At 69.0% G+C, this 18,767-nt stretch carries 19 protein-coding genes; 12 read left to right on the forward strand and 7 right to left on the reverse strand.

Annotated features, from left to right (window positions below):
- The 7 genes from DPV74_RS17280 to DPV74_RS17310 form a co-directional block, all read left to right on the forward strand.
- A partial coding sequence (locus DPV74_RS17280; protein WP_162923067.1) for an ABC transporter permease occupies window positions 1-1,096 on the forward strand: 1,096 nt, incomplete at its 5' end.
- Between the two features lie 2 nt (window positions 1,097-1,098).
- Window positions 1,099-2,223, forward strand: a complete 1,125-nt coding sequence (locus DPV74_RS17285) for an ABC transporter permease (protein WP_060349158.1) — start codon at window positions 1,099-1,101, stop codon at window positions 2,221-2,223.
- Between the two features lie 177 nt (window positions 2,224-2,400).
- Window positions 2,401-2,589, forward strand: coding sequence for a DUF2964 family protein (locus DPV74_RS17290; protein WP_059696780.1), 189 nt, complete (start codon window positions 2,401-2,403; stop codon window positions 2,587-2,589).
- Between the two features lie 28 nt (window positions 2,590-2,617).
- Window positions 2,618-3,754 (forward strand): ABC transporter permease, encoded by a 1,137-nt coding sequence (locus DPV74_RS17295; protein ID WP_059696782.1) that lies wholly within the window; start codon window positions 2,618-2,620, stop codon window positions 3,752-3,754.
- Window positions 3,751-4,455 (forward strand): ABC transporter ATP-binding protein, encoded by a 705-nt coding sequence (locus tag DPV74_RS17300; protein ID WP_174392701.1) that lies wholly within the window; start codon window positions 3,751-3,753, stop codon window positions 4,453-4,455. Before DPV74_RS17295 ends, DPV74_RS17300 begins: the two co-directional genes overlap by 4 nt.
- Window positions 4,452-5,537, forward strand: coding sequence for an HlyD family secretion protein (locus tag DPV74_RS17305; RefSeq protein ID WP_059696786.1), 1,086 nt, complete (start codon window positions 4,452-4,454; stop codon window positions 5,535-5,537). The genes DPV74_RS17300 and DPV74_RS17305 overlap by 4 nt, the downstream gene beginning before the upstream one ends.
- A complete protein-coding gene (locus tag DPV74_RS17310) occupies window positions 5,515-6,990 on the forward strand; it encodes an efflux transporter outer membrane subunit (RefSeq protein WP_119337633.1) in 1,476 nt (491 codons plus the stop codon). The genes DPV74_RS17305 and DPV74_RS17310 overlap by 23 nt, the downstream gene beginning before the upstream one ends.
- Before the next feature lie 34 nt (window positions 6,991-7,024).
- Here the strand turns inward: DPV74_RS17310 and DPV74_RS17315 are convergent, their stop codons facing one another.
- Entirely contained in the window at window positions 7,025-7,471 is a 447-nt protein-coding gene (locus DPV74_RS17315) for a hypothetical protein (protein WP_021163484.1), read from the reverse strand.
- A 286-nt stretch (window positions 7,472-7,757) separates the two neighbouring features.
- On the opposite strand from DPV74_RS17315, the gene DPV74_RS17320 reads away from it, so the two are divergent.
- Window positions 7,758-9,161, forward strand: coding sequence for an MBL fold metallo-hydrolase RNA specificity domain-containing protein (locus tag DPV74_RS17320; protein ID WP_091923001.1), 1,404 nt, complete (start codon window positions 7,758-7,760; stop codon window positions 9,159-9,161).
- A gap of 95 nt (window positions 9,162-9,256) precedes the next feature.
- Here the strand turns inward: DPV74_RS17320 and DPV74_RS17325 are convergent, their stop codons facing one another.
- Genes DPV74_RS17325 through DPV74_RS17345 form a run of 5 tightly spaced genes read right to left on the reverse strand, consistent with a single transcriptional unit; the run spans window position 9,257 to window position 14,420 of the window.
- Window positions 9,257-10,297: a zinc-dependent alcohol dehydrogenase family protein gene (locus DPV74_RS17325; protein ID WP_059696792.1), complete on the reverse strand. Its 1,041-nt coding sequence runs from the start codon at window positions 10,295-10,297 to the stop codon at window positions 9,257-9,259.
- Window positions 10,298-10,338: 41 nt separating this feature from the next.
- Complete coding sequence (locus tag DPV74_RS17330) at window positions 10,339-11,331, reverse strand: bifunctional enoyl-CoA hydratase/phosphate acetyltransferase (protein WP_060198385.1); 993 nt, start codon at window positions 11,329-11,331, stop codon at window positions 10,339-10,341.
- Entirely contained in the window at window positions 11,328-13,148 is a 1,821-nt protein-coding gene (locus DPV74_RS17335) for an alpha/beta hydrolase (RefSeq protein ID WP_091922999.1), read from the reverse strand. Before DPV74_RS17335 ends, DPV74_RS17330 begins: the two co-directional genes overlap by 4 nt.
- Window positions 13,145-13,891 (reverse strand): beta-ketoacyl-ACP reductase, encoded by a 747-nt coding sequence (locus DPV74_RS17340; protein WP_027792306.1) that lies wholly within the window; start codon window positions 13,889-13,891, stop codon window positions 13,145-13,147. Before DPV74_RS17340 ends, DPV74_RS17335 begins: the two co-directional genes overlap by 4 nt.
- The gene (locus DPV74_RS17345) at window positions 13,881-14,420 is read right to left on the reverse strand and encodes a hypothetical protein (RefSeq protein ID WP_091922997.1); all 540 of its coding nucleotides are present in this window, start codon (window positions 14,418-14,420) and stop codon (window positions 13,881-13,883) included. The genes DPV74_RS17340 and DPV74_RS17345 overlap by 11 nt, the downstream gene beginning before the upstream one ends.
- Window positions 14,421-14,609: 189 nt before the next feature.
- On the opposite strand from DPV74_RS17345, the gene DPV74_RS17350 reads away from it, so the two are divergent.
- From DPV74_RS17350 to DPV74_RS17365, 4 genes are all read left to right on the forward strand, one after another.
- On the forward strand, window positions 14,610-15,449 hold the full coding sequence (locus DPV74_RS17350) for a universal stress protein (protein WP_060349151.1): 840 nt from the start codon (window positions 14,610-14,612) through the stop codon (window positions 15,447-15,449).
- An 8-nt stretch (window positions 15,450-15,457) separates the two neighbouring features.
- A complete protein-coding gene (locus tag DPV74_RS17355) occupies window positions 15,458-16,657 on the forward strand; it encodes an acetate/propionate family kinase (protein ID WP_091922995.1) in 1,200 nt (399 codons plus the stop codon).
- Window positions 16,658-16,726: 69 nt separating this feature from the next.
- The gene (locus tag DPV74_RS17360) at window positions 16,727-17,230 is read left to right on the forward strand and encodes a universal stress protein (RefSeq protein WP_059696801.1); all 504 of its coding nucleotides are present in this window, start codon (window positions 16,727-16,729) and stop codon (window positions 17,228-17,230) included.
- Window positions 17,227-18,060: a universal stress protein gene (locus tag DPV74_RS17365; RefSeq protein WP_060082655.1), complete on the forward strand. Its 834-nt coding sequence runs from the start codon at window positions 17,227-17,229 to the stop codon at window positions 18,058-18,060. Before DPV74_RS17360 ends, DPV74_RS17365 begins: the two co-directional genes overlap by 4 nt.
- A gap of 43 nt (window positions 18,061-18,103) precedes the next feature.
- On the opposite strand, the gene DPV74_RS17370 is transcribed toward DPV74_RS17365, so the two are convergent.
- On the reverse strand, window positions 18,104-18,574 hold the full coding sequence (locus DPV74_RS17370; protein ID WP_091922993.1) for a universal stress protein: 471 nt from the start codon (window positions 18,572-18,574) through the stop codon (window positions 18,104-18,106).
- Window positions 18,575-18,767: the final 193 nt, after the last annotated feature.

The raw sequence follows: 18,767 nt of genomic DNA on the forward strand, positions 1-18,767 counted from the left end.
CCTGTGGCGGGAAGTGCTGGAGCTGCGGCGCGACCCGCTGCGCGCGACGCTGGCCCTGTTCGGGTCGCTCGTCCTGATGTGCGTCATCAGCATCGGCATCAGCCTCGACGTCGACAACCTGACGTTCGCGGTGCTCGACCGCGACCAGTCGATCCTGAGCCAGGACTATGCGCAGAACCTCGGCGGCTCGCGCTACTTCGTGCCGCGCGCGCCGCTCGCGGACGAGCGCGAGATCGACCGCCGCATGCGCAACGGCCAGCTGTCGCTCGCGATCGAGATTCCGCCCGGGTTCGCGCGGGACGTCGCGCACGGCCGCCGGGTCGAGATCGGCGCGTGGATCGACGGCGCGATGCCGATGCGCGCCGAGACGATCCGCGGCTACGTCGCCGGCATGCACGAGAACTGGCTGCGCGACCAGGCGAAGCGCCGGCTCGGCGCGTCGCTCGCGCCGGCCGTCGAGATCGCCGTGCGCTATCGCTACAACCCGGACGTCAAGAGCCTGCCGGCGATGATTCCGGCCATCATGCCGATGCTGCTGCTGATGCTGCCCGCGATGCTGACGGCGCTCGCCGTCGTCCGGGAACGGGAGCTCGGGTCGATCGTCAACCTGTACGTCACGCCCGTCACACGCGCGGAATTCCTGCTCGGCAAGCAGGCGCCCTACGTGATGCTCGCCATGCTGAACTTCCTGCTGATGGTCGTGCTGGCCGACGTCGCGTTCGGCGTGCGGATCAAGGGCAGCTTCTTCACGCTCGCGGCCGCGGTGCTGGTCTTCAACGTGGTGGCCACGGGCATCGGCCTGTTCGCGTCGACGTTCACGCGCAGCCAGATCGCCGCGATCTTCATGACGATCGTCGGCACGCTGATTCCCGTCGTGCAGTTCTCGGGGCTGCTCACGCCGCTGTCGTCGCTGGAAGGCGCCGGCAAGTGGATCGGGGCGGTCTACCCGGCCACCTACATGCTCGCGATCAGCCGCGGCGTCTACAACAAGGCGCTCGGCCTGGGCGACCTGTCGTCGCAGTTCTGGCCGCTGCTCGCGGCGGCGCCGGCCATCCTGGCCATGACCGCCGCCCTGCTGCGCAAACAGGAGCGCTGACCATGTCGCGCCTGCTCGTCATCTTCCGGCTCGGGGTCAAGGAGCTCTGGAGCCTCGCCCGCGACCCGATCCTGCTCGTGCTGATCGTCTACACGTTCAGCGCGTCGATCTACGTCGCGGCCACCGCGCGCCCGGAAACGCTGCACAAGGTGCCGATCGCGATCGTCGACGAAGACGCATCGCCGCTGTCGGCGCGCATCGCGTCCGCGTTCTTCCCGCCGCAGTTCGCACCGCCGCCGATCGTCGACGCGGCCGCGGCCGATCGCGGCCTCGACAACGGCGACTACACGTTCTCGCTCGACATTCCGCCGGATTTCCAGCGCGACGTGCTCGCCGGCCGTCACGCGACGATCCAGCTCAACGTCGACGCGACCCGCATGACGCAGGCCTTTACCGGCGGCGGATACGTGCAGCAGATCGTGTCGGGTGAGATCGACGCATTCGTGCGGCGCTATCGCGGCACCTCGTCGCCGCCCGTCGATCTCGCGATGCGGATGCGCTTCAACCCGAATCTCGACGAAGTGTGGTTCGGCGCGCTGATGGAGCTGATCAACAACGTGACGATGCTGTCGATGATCCTCACCGGGGCCGCGCTGATCCGCGAACGCGAGCACGGCACGATCGAGCACCTGCTCGTGATGCCGGTCACCGCCGCGGAAATCATGCTCGCGAAGGTCTGGTCGATGGGGCTCGTCGTCACGGTGGCGGCCGTCGCGTCGCTGACGCTGGTCGTGGGCGGAGCGCTGCACGTGCCGATTCCGGGCTCCATCCCGCTGTTCGTGGCCGGGATGGCGCTGCACCTGTTCGCGACGACGTCGATGGGGATCTTTCTCGCGACGCTCGTGCGCAGCATGCCGCAGTTCGGGATGTTGCTCGTGCTCGTGCTGCTGCCGCTGCAACTGCTGTCAGGCGGACTGACACCGCGCGAGAGCATGCCGCTCGCCGTGCAGGACATCATGCTGGCCGCGCCGACCACGCATTTCGTCGAACTCGCGCAACGCATCCTGTACCGCGGCGCGGGACTCGATGCGGTCTGGATCCAGTTCGCGGTGCTGTTCGCGATCGGCTGCGCGCTGTTCCTGCTGTCGCTGACGCGCTTTCGCAAGACGATCGCCCAAATGGCGTAACCGGCGGGCGGCCGGACGCCCGCGCGGCGGCCCCATTCGTCCGTTGATACAGATCAACCGTGCCGGCACCCTTCACGCGATCATGACGACACGTCCTGTGATAGCCGCGGCGGCCGCGATGGCGGCAGGGCGGCATCGCGCTCACGGCGGCCGGCGGCCGCCTCGCCGGAGAACGTCATGATGCGCCTGCCAAACCGGATCGTTCTTGCCACGCTCGGCGTGTTCACCGCACTCGCGTCGCTGCTGGGCGTCGTACATGCGATGCTGGTCGGCGTGCATGTCCTCCCGTACGCAATCGTCGCGCTGGTGTCGGGCGTCGCTGCTTTCGTCGCACAGTTGAATTCGGCCGTCGGCGAGGATTCGTGATGCGCCCGCGTCCCTTGCATTCACCATCGTGAACGGCATCCTCCGCCTCGCGTTCAAGCTGCTCGTGAACGACAGCGCGAAGTTCACCGCGCTGACCGTCGGCATTACGTTCTCCGTGCTGCTGATGATCGAGATGACATCGCTGTTCGCCGGGATCCTGAACAAGTCGTCGGCGTCCGTCATCAACATCGGCGCGAAAGTGTGGGTGATGGACCCGGCCGTGAAGACGATCGCGAACAGCATCGGCATGCCCGACTATGTGCTCGACGTGGTGCGCAGCATCGACGGCGTCAAGTATGCGGTGCCGCTCTACTCCGGCGCCGCGCTCGTGAAGCTGCGCTCCGGCACCTACCAGGCCGTGACGGTCGTCGGCCTCGACGACGCGAGCCTGCTCGGCCGTCCGACGATGCTGCAGGGCCACATCGAGGACATCTACGCGGAGAACGGCTTCATCGCGATCCAGGACCCCGAGTTTCCGAAACTCGAGAATCCGTCGATCGGCACCGATTTCGAACTGAACGACCATCGCGGCGTGATCGTCGGCATCGCGAAGGTGGCGGCCAGCGGGCTGTTCGGCACGCCGACGCTCTACACCACGTACGCTCGCGCGATCCGGTACATTCCGTCGCCGCGCTTCACGACGTCGTACATTCTCGTCGAGCCGAAATCGGCCGCGGACATCGCGCACATCAAGGCCGTCGTGCAATCGCTCGGCTATCGCGCGTACACGCGCGACGAATTCATCGCGCAGATCGCACGCTTCTACAAATACGAGACCGGGCTGGGCACCAACATCATGCTGATGACGATCATCAGCTTCATCATCGGCCTGTCGATCTCGGGCCAGACGTTCTATGCGTTCATCCTCGAGAACCTCGACAAGTTCGGCGCGCTGAAGGCGATCGGCGCGAAAAGCCGCGAACTCGTCGTGATGATCCTGTTCCAGGCGACGTTCACCGCGCTGACCGGCTACGGCATCGGCGTCGGCCTGTGCGTGCTGATGATCAGCCTGGCGAAGCTGCAGATTCCGGATTACGCGGCGCTCGTCACGTTCGGCAACCTGGCGCTCGCGTTCGGGATGGTGGTCGTGATCGCGACGATCTCGAGCTATCTCGGCGTGCGGCGCGTGCTGCGCATCGAGCCGTTCGACATCTTCCGGGGCTGACCATGGCGAACGTCGCGATCGACGCACAAGGCGTCAGCAAGTGGTTCGGCGAAGGCGACGCGCGCACGCAGGCGTTGCGCGACGTGTCGATGCAGGCGAACTTCGGCGAGATGCTGCTGATCGTCGGGCCGTCCGGCAGCGGCAAGACGACGCTGCTCAGCGTGATCTCGGGCATCCTGCGGCCGGAATCCGGCTCGGTGTCGATCGACGGCGTCGACCTGTGGGCGCAGCCGAACGACGCGATCGCCGATTTCCGGCTGAACCGGATCGGCTTCGTATTCCAGGACTACCACCTGTTCCCGCGGCTCACGACCGTGGAGAACGTCGCGATTCCGCTGATCCTGAAACGCCGGCCGTGGGACGAGGCGATGCACGAAGCGCTCGGCTACCTCGACGTCGTCGGGCTCGGCAATCGCGCACAACTGCCGCCCGTCAAGCTGTCGGGCGGCGAGCAGCAACGCGTCGCGATCGCGCGCGCGATCGTCAGCCAGCCCGACCTGCTGATCCTCGACGAGCCGACCGCGTCGCTCGACGGCGACACGGGCCGCATGATCATCGACTTCGTCAAGCACCAGGTGCTGAACGACACGCGCTGCATCGTGATCGTCACGCACGACGCACGGATCTTCGAATACGCGGATCGCATCCTGCGGATGGAGGACGGCAAGCTGAACGGAATCGACCGCGGAGGTGCGCGATGAAGCACCGGCTCGTGTTCGTGGCCGCCCTGCTCGGCTTCCTGGCAAGCGTCGTTGCCGCGTGGGTATACAGCCGTCAGGAACCGCCGCAGCCACCGGTATTCAAGCCGGCCGCCAATCCGTACGCGCGCGGCGTCTATGCGAACGGCATCGTCGAAAGCGAACAGCCGGCCGGCGCGAACGTGAACGTCTACCCGGACGTGTCGGGCGCGGTGACACGCATCCTCGTGCACGACGGCGATCCGGTGAAGGCCGGCGATGTGCTGCTGACGATCGACGACTCGGTGCAGCGCGCCACCGCCGCGCAGCTCGCGGCACAGGCCGACGCGGCCGCCGCCCTGCTCGACGAACTGAAAGCGCAGCCGCGCCGCGAGGTGCTCGACGTGGCCACCGCGCAGACCACGGCCGCGCAGGCCAGCCTGAAGCTCGCGCAGGATCAGTACGACAAGCAGCGGCGCGCGTACGACATCGACCCGAAGGCCGTCAGCCGCGATGCGCTCGACACGGCCGCGAACGCGGTACGCGTCGCTGCGGCCAACCTGGACGTCGTGACGCGGCAGTATCGCCTGACGAAAGCCGGCGCGTGGAGTTACGACGTGCGCAACCAGGAAGCGCAGGCCGTCGCGCTGCGGCGCGCGGCCGACGCGGCTGCCGCGCTGCTTGCCCGCTACACGCTGCGCGCGCCGGCGGACGGCACCGTGCTCGCGATGAACGCGGCCGTCGGCTCGTACCTGACCTCGCAGGGGCTCTACGATACCTACACGCGGGGCAACGGGCCCGTCGCGGTGCTCGGCACGCCGGTCGACCGCCTGCAGGTGCGCTGCTACATCGACGAAATCCTGATCCACCAGTTGCCCGACCTGCACGCGCTGAAGGCCCACATGTTCGTGCGCGGTACGTCGGGCGAGGCCGACCTCCAGTTCGTCCGCGTGCAGCCGTACGTCACGCCGAAGATCGAATTGTCCGACCAGCGCACCGAGCGCGTCGACGTGCGGGTGCTGCCGGTCATTTTCCGTATCGTCCCGAACAAGGCTGTCCGGTTGTTTCCCGGGCAGATCGTCGATGTATACGTGGCCGGCAAATGATCGCCCCGTCCGGGGCCTGCTGCGCGCGGCGACCCTGCTCGCGGCCGTCGCGTCGCTGGCCGGATGCATGGTCGGGCCCGACTTCACCCGTCCGCCCGTTCCGCATGTATCGCGTTTTGTCGCCGCGGACGCCGCGACCGGCGCATGGACAGCCGGGGGGCAGACACAGGCGCTGTCGGCGAGCGAGCCGCTCACACGCGACTGGTGGACGCGCTTCGGCAGCCGTGCGATCGACTCGACCGTCGGCGAGGCGCTGACCGGCAGCCCGACGCTCGATCTCGCCGAGGCGACGCTGCGGCGCAGCGAACATGCGCTGCGGGCCGGCGAAGGCGTGTTCTTTCCGCAGGCGGATGCTCAGGCCGGCGCGTCGCGCCAGCGCTATGCGCCGCTGCGCACCGGGCAGGTAGTGCCGGCCTCGATCTTCAACCTGTACACGCTGTCGGCGACGGTCAGCTACACGCTCGACCTGTGGGGCGGCGAGCGGCGGCAGGTCGAGACGCTCACGGCCGGCGTCGACGCACAGCGCCAGGCGCTGGCGGGCGCATACCTGATGCTGACCGCCAACGTCGTCAACACGATGGTCGCGCGCGCCGCCTATCGGGACGAAGCCGCGGCCACGCGCGAGATGATCGGCCTGCTCGACGAGCAGATCCGCCTGACGCGCGCACAGGTGACGGCCGGCGCGGCGGCCTACGTTGCGGTGCTGACACTGGAATCGCAACGGGCGTCGCTCGAGGCGACGCTGCCCGCGCTCGACCAGAAACGCGCCCAGGCCGACGACCTGCTCGCGCTGCTCGCCGGCCGCTACCCCGCCGACTGGCAGACACCCGACCTGTCGCTCGAGCGCATCGCGCTGCCGGCCAGCCTGCCGGATACGGCGCCGTCGTCGCTGGTGCGCCGCCGGCCGGACATCCTGCAGGCGGAAGCGCAACTGCACGTGGCCAGTGCACAGGTCGGCGTCGCGACGGCCGCGCTCTACCCGAATGTCACGCTGTCCGCGTCGGGCGGCTTCGACAGCATCGTCGCCGGCCGGCTGTTCGCGCCGGCCGGCCGCGCATGGAGCGTCGGCGCCGGGCTCACCGCACCGCTCTTTCACGGCGGCACGCTGCTGAACCAGCGGCGTGCAGCGCAGGATGCGTACGACGAAGCCGACGCGACCTACCGGCAAGTAGTGCTGTCGGCGTTCTCGCAGGTCGCCGACACGCTGCGCGCACTCGCGAACGACGCAACGGCGCTCGATGCGCAGGCCCGCGCGATGGCCGCGGCCCGCGATGCGCTGACACTTACGCAGGCCGGCTACGACGCGGGGATCTCGGGCTACGTGCAGTTGCTGGTCGCCGACGTGCAATACCATCAGGCGCGTCTTGCGTGGCTGCAGGCAGTCGCGCAGCGGCTGCAGGACACGGTCGCGTTCTACGTCGCGCTCGGCGGCGGCTGGGGTGACCCGGGCTGAAACGCGGCAGTGCGGTCGTCCGGAGTCGGCCCGTCTACGTGTGCGCCACGATGTCCGGCCGCTGCCAGGGCGGCAACTCGGCCCAGCCGAGCGGGCCGTAGACGGTACCGCCGGCGGCCTCGATCGTCTCGACGAATTCGGCGAGTGTCGCCCCCGCCGGCACGGCCAGCTTCATCGCGTCGACGAATTCCTCGCTGCGCAGCCACGGCACCGCGCCGCCGTTGATCTGCTCGACGCTCCAGTCCTGCCCGTGCCGGCCGGCTTCGGGCGGCAGCAGGCGCGGCGCGTCGAACGCCACGCGCAGCAGCTGTGTGCGCGAATCGCTGTAAGGCGGCTGCGCGACGTCCTGATACGGCACATCGGCCCAGCTTTGGCCGCATTGCAGGTCGAGCGGCAGGCACGTAAACCACGCCCAGGGCGCGCGGACGAAGCACAGCCGGTAGCCGGTCCGCGCGCCGTCCAGGTTGGCGATCAGCGTCATGATGGATTCGTCCCTATCGCGTCGAAATCTCGCTGCCTATGGTGTACGGCATATACGCGGCCCGCGCGGAGGGCGGAATCACGACATCGCCTTCGCGCATGCGACCACTATCGCGCCACCGTCCGGCCCGCGCGTTGATTGACGTCAAACCGTAGCCGCAACGGCTGGAGGACGAACCTCACCTATCCCGGGCACGGATACGGCAATCCCTGATTTCCATCAATCGCTTCACGCGCATCCGCGCTGTAATCGGTTCACTGCTCCCTCGACTCCCGGTGAGGCATCCATGAAACTGACTTTTCTCGGCGCGACCGAAACCGTGACCGGCTCGAAGTACCTGCTCGAGCACGGCAACCGGCGCGTGCTGGTCGATTGCGGCCTGTTCCAGGGCACGAAGAACCTGCGGCTGCGCAACTGGAGCCCGTTGCCGCTCGCGCCCGACACGCTCGACGCGGTCGTGCTCACGCACGCGCATATCGACCATACCGGCTACCTTCCGGTACTGGTGCGCGAAGGATATCGCGGGCCCGTGTACTGCACGGCCGCCACGGCCGAACTCTGCGACATCATGCTGCGCGACAGCGCGCGGCTGCAGGAAGAGGAAGCCGACTTCGCGAACCGCCACGGCTACTCGAAGCATCACCCCGCACAGCCGCTCTACACGCTGGAAGATGCGCAGCGCGCGCTGCAACTGCTGAAGCCCGTCGCGTTCGACGAATGCACCGCACTGGGCGGCGGCCTGGCGTTCCGTCTGCTGCCGGCCGGGCACATCCTCGGTGCGGCGAGCGTCGTGATGCACTGGAATCACAAGGTGCTCGCGTTCTCGGGCGACCTCGGCCGCTATCACGACCCGATCATGCAGCCGCCGCTGGCGCCCGCGCATGCGGACTTCCTGGTCGTCGAATCGACGTACGGCGACCGTCTGCATCCGGATTCGGACCCCGAGAACGAACTGGCCGCGCTGTTCGACAAGACTTTCGCGCGCGGCGGCGTCGTGGTGATGCCCTGCTTCACCGTCGGGCGCGCGCAGGAAATCCTGCACTACATCGCGCGGCTGAAGGCGTCCGGCCGCATGGCGCGTGTCCCGGTATATCTCGACAGCCCGATGGCGACGGACGTGACCGAGATCTATCGTCACCATATTCTCGAGCACCGGCTGACGCCGTCCGAAGCGAATGCGCTCGGTCACGCGGCCACGATGATCCGGTCGGTCGAGCAGTCGAAAGCGATCGCCGACCATCACGGCCCGATGGTCATCATCGCCGGCAGCGGAATGGCGACGGGCGGCCGCGTGCTGCACCACCTGAGCCGCTACGCGCCCGATGCGCGCAACACGATCGCGCTGGTCGGCTACCAGGCGGCCGGCACACGCGGCGCGGCGCTGGCCGCGCACGAGCCGACGCTGAAGATTCACGGCGAATACGTGCGCGTGCGCGCGCAGGTCGAGTCGATCACGACGCTCTCCGCGCATGCCGACTACGAGGAGATTCTCCGCTGGCTCGGCACGATGCAGCGCGCGCCGGTGCGGACCTTCGTCACGCACGGCGAACCCGCGGCGGCCGATGCGATGCGGCGGCGTATCGCGGAGCGACTGCACTGGCCGTGCGAGGTGCCGACTTACGCGCAGTGCGTCGATCTCGACGCGGTCGAATCGGGCGACACGCACGAGCCGGCCGCGCTTTCATCCTGACGGCGACGCCGTCGACGCCCGGGCCGGCGCGGCGGGAACCGGACATCGCGCGCCGGGTTCCGTGCTCGCGCGGCGCGGCGATCGGCTATCGGCGATCAACCGACTTCGATGATGACCTTCAGCGCATGGGTTTGCGCCGCGCGGCCGAAGGTGTCGTATGCGCGCTCGACGTCGTCGAGCGAGAACCGGTGCGTGATCAGGCGCGTCGGATCGAGGCGCCCGGCGCGTACGGTCTTCAGCAGCATCGGCGTGCTGACCGTGTCGACGAGCCGCGTCGTGATCGAGATATTGCGATCCCACAGCTTCTCGAGGTGCAGGTCGGCCTTGACCCCGTGCACGCCGACGTTCGCGACCACGCCGCCCGGCGCCACCAGCGAGGTACACATCTCGAACGTCGCCGGAATGCCGACCGCCTCGATCGCGCAATCCACGCCGACGCCGTCGGTCAGCTTCATGACCTCCGCCACCGGGTCGCCGCTGCGGCCGTCGATGCAATCGGTCGCGCCGAAACGCCGCGCCACCTCGAGCCGGTTGCTGTCCGGGTCGATCATGATGATCCGCGCGGGCGAGTAGAACTGCGCGGTCAGCAACGCCGCCAGCCCGATCGGGCCCGCGCCGACGATCGCGACCGAGCAGCCGGGCTGCACCTTGCCGTTCAGCACGCCGCATTCGAACCCGGTCGGCAGGATGTCGGACAGCATCACGAGCGCGTCCTCGTCCGCGCCCGGCGGAATCCGGTAGAGGCTCGTCTGCGCATGCGGGATGCGCACGTACTCGGCCTGCGTGCCGTCGATCCGGTTGCCGAGGATCCAGCCGCCCGTCGTGCAGTGAGAATACAGGCCACGCCGGCAGTACTCGCAGCGGCCGCACGACGAGATGCACGAAATGAGCACGGGATCGCCCGGCTTCAGTGAATCGACCGCGGCGCCGACCTGCTCGACGATGCCGACGCCCTCATGGCCGAGAATGCGGCCGGGTTCGCAGGTCGGTACGTCGCCCTTGAGGATATGCAGATCGGTACCGCAGATCGTCGTGCGCGTCACGCGGACGATCGCGTCGGTGGGCGACTGCAGTTCCGGCCTCGGCCGCTCCTCGAGCGCCTTGCGCCCGGGCCCGTGGTAGACGAGTGCTTTCATCGCGGTTCCTCCATCGAAAGAAAGGGTTGCGGGTTCATTCATCAGGACTGCAGGTGATGCCGACCCTGCGCCAGCACCGTCGCGAGCGCGCACGAAGCGATCCGGACGGCGATGCCGTCGGCACGGCTCGTCAGCACGATCGGCACGCGTGCGCCGACGACGATGCCCGCGCTGACGGCACCCCCCAGGTATTCGAGCTGCTTCGCGAGCAGGTTGCCGGCTTCGATATCGGGAACGACCAGGATGTCGGCGCGGCCGGCTACCGGCGAATCGATCCCCTTGTCGTGCGCCGCCCGCAGCGAAATCGCGTTGTCGAACGCGAGCGGGCCGTCGACGATCGCACCCGTGAGCTGGCCGCGCTCGGCCATCTTCGCGAGCGCGGCCGCATCGAGCGTCGAGCGCATCGCCGGATTGACGGTTTCGACCGCGCACAGCACCGCCACGCGCGGGCAGGCAACGCCCAGCGCATGTGCGACGTCGATCGCGTTCTGCGTGATGGCCGCTTTCTGCGCGAGATCCGGCGCGATGTTCACCGCCGCGTCGGTCAGGATGAACGGGCGCGGATACGCCGGCGCCTCGATCAGGAAACAGTGGGACATGCGCTTGTCGGTGCGCAGGCCCGAACCGGCCGCGACGACCGCGCCCATCAGCTCGTCCGTGTGCAGGCTGCCCTTCATCAGCGCGCCGGCGCGGCCGGCCGCCGCGAGTTCGACCGCGCGGGCCGCCGCCGCATGGCTGTGCGGCACGTCCTCGATCGTCCACTTCGAAAGATCGACGCCCGCCTCGTTCGCCACGCGTTGCACCTTGGCGCGCGGCGCGACGATCAGCGGTTCGATCGCTGCCCCCAGGGGTGACGTGCGCAGCGCCGCGAGCGCAACGAGACTGGTCGCGTCACACGGATGCACGACGGCGACGACGAGCGGCGCCGCGTTGCGCGCCCGCGCGATCAGCTCGGGTAATGCGCCGTCCGGGCGTGGCAGCAAGCCGGGCAGGCATGCGTCGTCGAGCCCCTCCGGCGGCGGGTTTTCGCTCATGTTTCGAGTACGTAGGTGCCGGGCGCCGCCGCAAACCCCGCGGCCGGCGTACGGGCCGGCACGTCGCCCGACGAGCGCGCGTGCAGCCAGTCGCGCCAGCAGGTCCACCACGATCCGTCGACCGCCGGCGTATCGCGTACGAAATCGTGCCGGCTGCGGTAGGCCGCGCCGGGTTCGCGGGTCGCGCATCGATAGTGGCGCCCCGCGTGGCCGGGTTCGGACACGATGCCCGCGTTGTGCCCGCCCGATGTCAGCACGAAGGTCAGCGCGTGGTGCGTGAGCAGGTGGAGCTTGTAGACGGAACCCCACGGCGACACGTGATCGCGCTCGGTGCCGACCACGAACGTCGGCACGTCGAGATCCGACAACGCAACCGGCCGCCCGTCGACGCAGTAGCGGCCGGCCGCGAGATCGTTGTCGAGAAAGAGCCGCGTCAGGTATTCCGAATGCATCCGATACGGCATGCGCGTGGTGTCCGCATTCCACGACATCAGGTCGTTGGGCTTCGTGCGCGTGCCGAGCAGGTATTCGCTCATCATCCGCGACCAGATCAGGTCGCGCGCGTTCAGCAGTTCGAACGCGGCGGACATCTGCGCGCCGTCCAGGTAGCCCTGCCGCCACATCAACGCGTCGAGTGCGGACAGTTCGCTCGCGTCGATGAACAGGCCGAGCTCGCCGGGTTCGCTGAAATCGGTCTGGGCCGCCAGCAACGTGACGGAGTGCAGTGCGTCGTGTTGCCGCCCGTCGCGCGCGAGCGCCGCCGCGCCGATCGCCAGCAGCGTGCCGCCCAGGCAATAGCCGACCGCGTGGACCGCTTCGCCGCAGATCGACCGGGCGGCGTCGAGCGTCGCCATGCACCCGTCACGCAGATAATCGTCGAGCCCGACGTCGCGGGCCTCCGCGCCCGGGTTGCGCCACGACACCGCAAACACGGTGTAGCCCGCGTCGACCAGGAAGCGGATCAGCGAGTTGTGCGGCTGCAGATCGAGGATGTAGTACTTCATGATCCACGACGGCACGATCAGGATCGGTTCGCGTGCCACGGCGGGCGTCGTCGGGTCGTATTGCAGCAGCTCGCACAGCGCGTTGCGCCAGACGACGCGGCCCGGCGTGACCGCCACGTCGCGTCCCGGCAGATACGTGCGCGTGTCGCGGGCCCGCGTGCCGCTCGTGCGATCGAGCAACGCGCTCGCGTCGTCCAGCCAGTTCCGGAAGCCTGCCGCGAGATTCGCGCCGCCGCTGCGCATCGTCGCGTCGAGCGCGACCGGATTGGTCGCCAGGAAGTTGCCCGGCGAGCACGCGTCCAGCCATTGACGCGCGACGAACCCGACCAGTTCCTCGTGGTGCCGTTCGACGCCCGGCACGCCGCGCGTTGCGTCGCGCCACCAGCGCTGGATCGACAGGAAACTGTCGCGATACGCGCTGAACGGCCAGCCGGCCCACGCCGGCGCGGCGAAGCGCGGATCGGCCTCGCCGGCATGTACGGCAAGGCCGCTCATGTCCGCAGCGTCGGCGTCGCCCTCACGCCGGTTTGCCGCCGGTGCAACGGCGGCCGTGCACGCCTGCGTCGCGAGCTCGAAGCACTTCCCCGGCGACACCGCCAGATGCGCGCCCCAATCGAGCATGGCCAGCGCCAGCGACACGGGCGACAGCCCGAAGGTCATCGCGGCGACGGTCGCATGCGCTGCGCGGTTCCATTGGTCGGCAGGCGAAGTCGTTTCCGCCGGGCATTCGGCGGAACGCGACACCTGCCCGCCCCGATCCGGCGGCGGATTCGATTCGTGCGTGAACGGTGCACGGATGACGGAGGCTGTCATTGCATGTGCATGCCGCCGTTGACATCGAATTCGGCGCCCGTCGCAAATGCGCCCGCATCGGAACACAGGAAGCCGACGAGCGCGGCGATCTCGTCGGGGCGGCCGAGACGCCCCACCGGGATCTGCGGCAGGATCTTCGTGTCGAGCACTTCCTTCGGCACCGATTCGAGCATCGCCGTATCCAGGTAGCCTGGCGCGACCGTGTTGACCGTCACGCCGTGACGCGCGAGCTCGAGCGCGAGCGCCTTCGTGAAGCCGTGGATGCCGGCCTTCGCGGCCGCGTAGTTCGTTTGCCCGTACGCACCTCTCGAACCGTTGACGGACCCGATGTTCACGATCCGCCCGAAGCCCGCGTCGATCATGCCGGGCACGAACGGCTTCGTCATGTTGAACATGCTGTCGAGGTTGGTGCGCAGCACCGCATCCCACATGCCCTTGGTCATCTTCACGAAGGTGGCGTCGTGCGTGATGCCGGCGTTGTTGACGAGCACGTCGACGCGCCCGAATTCGGCCAGCACGCGTGCCGCGCAGTGCTGGCACGCATCGTAATCGGCAACGTCGACCTCGTACGCATGAAACGCGCGGCCGGCGTCGCGCTCCTGCGTGAGCCACGTCGCGACGTGGTCGTTGTGTTCGGTGTGCGACACCGCCACCGTCATGCCCGCGTCGTGCAGGCAACGGCTGATCGCGGCGCCAAGGCCGCCCATTCCACCCGTGACGAACGCGACGCGCCTAGCGGACATGATCGTGCTCCCGCGCGGCAAGGTGGTCGTCCGGCAGTCGCGCAGCCGTCGTTTCCCCATCGCTCGCGCCAACGGCCTCCGTGATGCCGAGCTCGAACGCCGCCATCCAGTCGCGCCACGGCATGCTGGCCTCGTTGATCACGGCCAGCCGCCCGAGGTCGGGCAGCCAGTCGGTCTGGTAGCGCGCCAGCCCGCCGGGGCCGTATTCGCGCAGCCACGTGCGCCACGCGCCGGCACTCTCGAACTGCCCGCGCATGCAGAGCTCGGTGGCGTCCTGCCAGATCGCGACGGTGGCGACCGTGTAGTCGCGCATCGCCAGCCGGGCCGCTTCACCGAAGGCCGTCCACTCGTTCGTAGCCGTGAGCGCCTGCTGCAGGCCGCGCACGGCGTCGCGGTCCCGTTCGATGCAGCGCCCCGCAAGCGCATGCCATTCCTGCTGCCAGCCTCGGTTCAGCGCGGCCATGCGCAATGCAAGATCGCATCCCGCGCGGCAGGCGTCGTTCGGTGTCGTCAAAGCATGGGCGCTCATCGTGTTCCCTCCTTCGATCCGGTCAACGGGTTCGCATCCGCCTCGTGCCACCTGCCGGGCATCGGCATGGCGACCGCCTCACTGTGCGGCCGCGGCGCTCGGCTGCCGTTGATCTGAGTCAAGCGCGCGGAAACCCTGCTTCGTAGACTGGATTGCACTGGCGGATCACCCGTCGATGGAGCGATTCCGATGAGCTACAAAAGCATGGTCGTGCACCTCGATACGAGCGCCCGCGCGCATTCGCGCCTCGAGTTCGCGTTGCGTCTCGCCCGGCGCTTCGGTGCGCATCTCACCGGGCTGTTCGCGGTCTACACGCCCGAGCCGTATTCGTTCTACGTGATGGCCGGTTCCGCCGACTATTTCCGCGAGCACCGCGAGCGGCGCGACGAACGGCTCGCCGCGCTGGAACGCCTGTTCCATGCGGAGACCGCCCGCGCCAAAGTGCCGGCGACCTGGGTTCACGCGGACGAACGCGCGAATCAGGCCGTGCTGCGCGCCGCGCGGCTCGCCGATCTCGTGATTGCGGGCCAGAGCGACCCGAACGATCCCGAGACCTTTATCGACGACCAGTTTCCGGAGAACCTCGTGCTGTCCGCCGGCCGCCCGGTGCTGTTCGTGCCGTACACCGGAGAATTTCCGTCGATCGGCGAACGGGTATTCGTCGCATGGGACGGCAGCCGCGAAGCGGCCCGCGCCGCGCACGACGCGCTCCCGTTTCTCGAGCATGCGAAGCGCACGACGGTCGCCGCCGTGGTCGACGCCGATTCGGAGGCGGCGACCACGCGCATTCCGGCCGCCGATGCCGCGCTGATGCTGGCACGCCACGCGCACGACGTGAACGTGCTCGACATCGGTACCGGCGCCGGCGCGTCGATCGGCGACACGCTGCTGTCACGCGCTTACGAAACAGGTTCCGACCTGCTCGTGATGGGGGCCTACGGCCATCCGCGCTGGCGCGAACTGGTGATGGGCGGCGCCACGCGCACGGTGCTGGGGTCGATGACGCTGCCGGTGCTGATGTCGCACTGAGCCGGCCGATGCGCACGCTCGCGCTTCTCGTCGTCAATGCCGGTTCGTCGAGCGTGAAGTTCGCGCTCTTTGCGTATCCGCCGCACGACGATCCCGCGCGGCGGCCGCTGCACGAGGGCGAAGCGGTCGAGACCGGCAACGGCGTGTCGATCCGCTTCGACGCCGGACCGGCCGTTGCATTGCCGCTCGGTGCGAGCGACCCCTGTCGCGACGCGCTCGCGCGGATCGCGACGTGGATCCGCGGGCAGTTGCCGCACATCACGGTGGGCGCCATTGCCCATCGCGTCGTGCACGGCGGCACACGCTTCATGGAGCCGGTGATCGTCGACGACGCGGTGCTCGGCGCGCTACGCACGCTGACGCCGCTCGCCCCGTTGCATCAGCCGCACGGCCTCGACGCGATCGACGTGCTGCGCGGCGCGTTTCCGGGCGTCCCGCACATCGCCGTGTTCGACACGGCATTTCATCGCACGCTGCCGCGCACCGAGCAGCTGCTCCCGCTGCCGCACGCGTGGTTCGACGAGGGCGTACGGCGCTACGGGTTCCACGGCCTGTCGTACGAATACCTGGCCGTCGCGCTCGACGAGCGGTTCGGCGCGCGTGCGCACGGCCGCGTGATCGCCGCCCATCTCGGCAGCGGTGCCAGCCTGTGCGCGATGCGCGACTGCCGCAGTGTCGCGACGACGATGGGCTTCTCGGCACTCGACGGGCTGATGATGAGCACGCGCTGCGGGGCGCTCGATCCCGGTGTCGTCCTGCACCTGCTCGAAGTCGGCAAGCTGTCGGGCGACGCGCTGGGCCACCTGCTGTATCACGAGTCGGGGCTCAAGGGCGTCTCGGGCGCGTCGGGCGACCCGCGCGTGCTGCTGGCACGCGAAGCCGCCGGCGATGCGCCGGCCGCCGATGCGCTGGCGCTGTACGTCCATCGCATCGTGCGCGAGGCCGGTGCGCTGACCGCGCTGCTCGGCGGCCTCGACATGCTGGTCTTCACGGCCGGCATCGGCGAGCACTCGGCCGTGTTGCGCGAGCGGATCTGCGCATCGCTCGGCTGGCTCGGCATCGACCTCGACGTGTGCGCGAATGCTGGCCATGCGCAGGTCGTGTCGTCCGCGTCGAGCGCGGTCACGGTGGTCGTCGAGCCGACCAACGAAGCGTGGATCGCGGCACGCGCCGCGGTGCGCGTGCTGCGCGGCAACCGCGCCGCTTGATCCAGATCAGCGCCGTCGGCGCGCGCGCGCCGATGATGACTTCATCCACATCCGTTCAAGGGAAATGCCATGTACTCGAACATTCTGGTTGCGCTCGACGGCAGCGACACGTCGTCCCGCGCACTCGACGCCGCGCTGACGCTCGCGGCGGAGACGGGTGCGCGGCTGACCCCCGTCTACGTCGTCGATTTCCTGGTGCCCGCCTACGACACGTACGGATACGATCCGTCGATCCTCGTCGATGCCTTCCGCGAAGAGGGGCTGCGCGTCACCGACGACGCGGCGCGACGCCTGAAAGCGCGCGACGTGGCCGGCACGCCGCAGATCTCCAACGTCGAGCCCGCGGGCGAGGACATTCCGCGCCGGATCGTCCGTCTTGCCGACGAAACCGGGGCCGATCTGATCGTGATGGGCACGCACGGCCGGCGCGGCTTTCAGCGCCTCTTCCTCGGCAGCGTGGCCGAGCGCGTGCTGCGCCTGGCCACCTGCCCCGTCCTGATGATTCCGGCGAACTGCCCGTCGGAGAAACCCGCCGAAACCGCCGCGGCATCAACCGAAAAGGAGCCGTCATGAGCTACAAGACCCTGCTCGTCCACCTCGACGACAGCGAGCGCTGCGCGACGCGCGTCGGCCTCGCACTCGAACTCGCGGCGCGCTGGAACGCGCATCTGATCGGCCTCTACGTGGTCTGCCAGGACCTGTTCGAGCCGTTGCGGCGGCCCGACGAACCGCTGAAGCTTGCCGTGTACGAGCGGCTGTGCGAGCAGCGCCGCAAGGAAGCCGAGGAAAAATTCCTGACGGCCGCCGAGCGCGCGGGACGCAGCGTCGAATGGCAGGCCCCCACCGGCGACGCGACCGCCGCCGCCATTCTGCACGCGCGTCACGCCGATCTGCTGGTGCTCGGCCAGGAAGACCCCGACGATCGCATGACCTACGTCGCGCGTCATTTCGTCGAGGATGTCGTGATGGGCAGCGGCCGCCCGGCGATCGTCGTGCCCTACGCCGGCGACGTGCGAACGATCGGCGAGAACGTGCTGATCGGCTGGGACGGCGGGCGCGAAGCCGCCCGCGTGATGGCCGATGCGCTGCCGCTGCTCGCCCGCGCGCGCTTCGTCAACGTCGAGACGGTCGTGCGCGGGCAGCCCGACCCGGACAAGACGCCCGCGGGCGTCGACGTCGCCGCGTATCTCGAACGGCACGGCGTTCGCGCGTCGTTCTCCACGACGCCGCGCGACCGGTCGGTCGGCGTGGGCGCGACGCTGCTGAACCGGGTGACCGACCTGCACGCAGACCTGCTCGTGATGGGTCTGTACAGCCATGCGCGCATGCACGAACGCGTGCTGGGCGGCGCCACACGCACGATCCTCGAGACGATGACGGTGCCGGTGCTGCTGTCTCACTGAGCCGTCGAAAAGGGGGCAGCCGCTTGCGGCCGCCCCCTTTTCGTCACAACACGGCCGCACACGCGCCCTGCCCCTCCCGCACGACCAGCACCGGCCGGTCGGCGGTGCGCACCAGCGATTCGGCGACGCTGCCGAGCAACGCGCGGCGCACGCCGCGCCGCCCGTGCGTGCCCATCACGATCAGCTCCGCATCGCATTCGGCGGCGGCGCGCGCCAGAACGGACGACACGTCCTCGCCGCACGCGTCGAGCGTGTGTGCCGTGCCGCGGACGCCGCACAGGCGAAACGCGGTCTCCGCGTCCGCCACCGCGATCGCGGCCCTGTCCGCATCCAGCCCCGCCGGGTCGCGCTGGCCGATATAGCCGCTGTCGACGTCGGCCACCCTTGGCGCGTCCGATACCACGCACACGGCGACGATCAGGCCGCCTGAATCGCGGGCGAGCGTGATCGCCTCGTCGAGCGCGAGTCGCGAAGCGCGGCTGCCGTCGAGTGCCGCAAAGATCCGTGCATACATGGAACCTCCCCGTTGCCGTTCGGATTTGACCGGCATGCCAGACCAGTCTGGGCCCGACGCGCATCGTCCGGTTGACGCCGGTCAAGCCCGCACGGAAACAGGCGTACGCATCGGTCCCGATTGGCGAATCCGGACAAAACGCGCACAATTTCGGACGATATCGCAGTTTCGGCCTGCCCCGCTTCCCGTGCCC

This window comes from Burkholderia sp. HAN2018, assembly GCF_024704855.1.
In the GTDB taxonomy this organism is placed as follows: domain Bacteria; phylum Pseudomonadota; class Gammaproteobacteria; order Burkholderiales; family Burkholderiaceae; genus Burkholderia; species Burkholderia cepacia.

Excerpts from the sequence above, each read along its gene's own strand:
- DPV74_RS17355 (WP_091922995.1), top strand. The coding sequence starts at position 15,458 with ATGCGCACGCTCGCGCTTCTCGTCGTCAATGCCGGTTCGTCGAGCGTG.
- DPV74_RS17325 (WP_059696792.1), bottom strand. The coding sequence starts at position 10,297 with ATGAAAGCACTCGTCTACCACGGGCCCGGGCGCAAGGCGCTCGAGGAG.
- DPV74_RS17290 (WP_059696780.1), top strand. The coding sequence starts at position 2,401 with ATGATGCGCCTGCCAAACCGGATCGTTCTTGCCACGCTCGGCGTGTTC.
- DPV74_RS17330 (WP_060198385.1), bottom strand. The coding sequence starts at position 11,331 with ATGAGCGAAAACCCGCCGCCGGAGGGGCTCGACGACGCATGCCTGCCC.
- DPV74_RS17315 (WP_021163484.1), bottom strand. The coding sequence starts at position 7,471 with ATGACGCTGATCGCCAACCTGGACGGCGCGCGGACCGGCTACCGGCTG.
- DPV74_RS17310 (WP_119337633.1), top strand. The coding sequence starts at position 5,515 with ATGTATACGTGGCCGGCAAATGATCGCCCCGTCCGGGGCCTGCTGCGC.
- DPV74_RS17370 (WP_091922993.1), bottom strand. The coding sequence starts at position 18,574 with ATGTATGCACGGATCTTTGCGGCACTCGACGGCAGCCGCGCTTCGCGA.
- DPV74_RS17365 (WP_060082655.1), top strand. The coding sequence starts at position 17,227 with ATGAGCTACAAGACCCTGCTCGTCCACCTCGACGACAGCGAGCGCTGC.
- DPV74_RS17340 (WP_027792306.1), bottom strand. The coding sequence starts at position 13,891 with ATGTCCGCTAGGCGCGTCGCGTTCGTCACGGGTGGAATGGGCGGCCTT.
- DPV74_RS17320 (WP_091923001.1), top strand. The coding sequence starts at position 7,758 with ATGAAACTGACTTTTCTCGGCGCGACCGAAACCGTGACCGGCTCGAAG.
- DPV74_RS17285 (WP_060349158.1), top strand. The coding sequence starts at position 1,099 with ATGTCGCGCCTGCTCGTCATCTTCCGGCTCGGGGTCAAGGAGCTCTGG.
- DPV74_RS17345 (WP_091922997.1), bottom strand. The coding sequence starts at position 14,420 with ATGAGCGCCCATGCTTTGACGACACCGAACGACGCCTGCCGCGCGGGA.
- DPV74_RS17360 (WP_059696801.1), top strand. The coding sequence starts at position 16,727 with ATGTACTCGAACATTCTGGTTGCGCTCGACGGCAGCGACACGTCGTCC.
- DPV74_RS17335 (WP_091922999.1), bottom strand. The coding sequence starts at position 13,148 with ATGACAGCCTCCGTCATCCGTGCACCGTTCACGCACGAATCGAATCCG.
- DPV74_RS17305 (WP_059696786.1), top strand. The coding sequence starts at position 4,452 with ATGAAGCACCGGCTCGTGTTCGTGGCCGCCCTGCTCGGCTTCCTGGCA.
- DPV74_RS17350 (WP_060349151.1), top strand. The coding sequence starts at position 14,610 with ATGAGCTACAAAAGCATGGTCGTGCACCTCGATACGAGCGCCCGCGCG.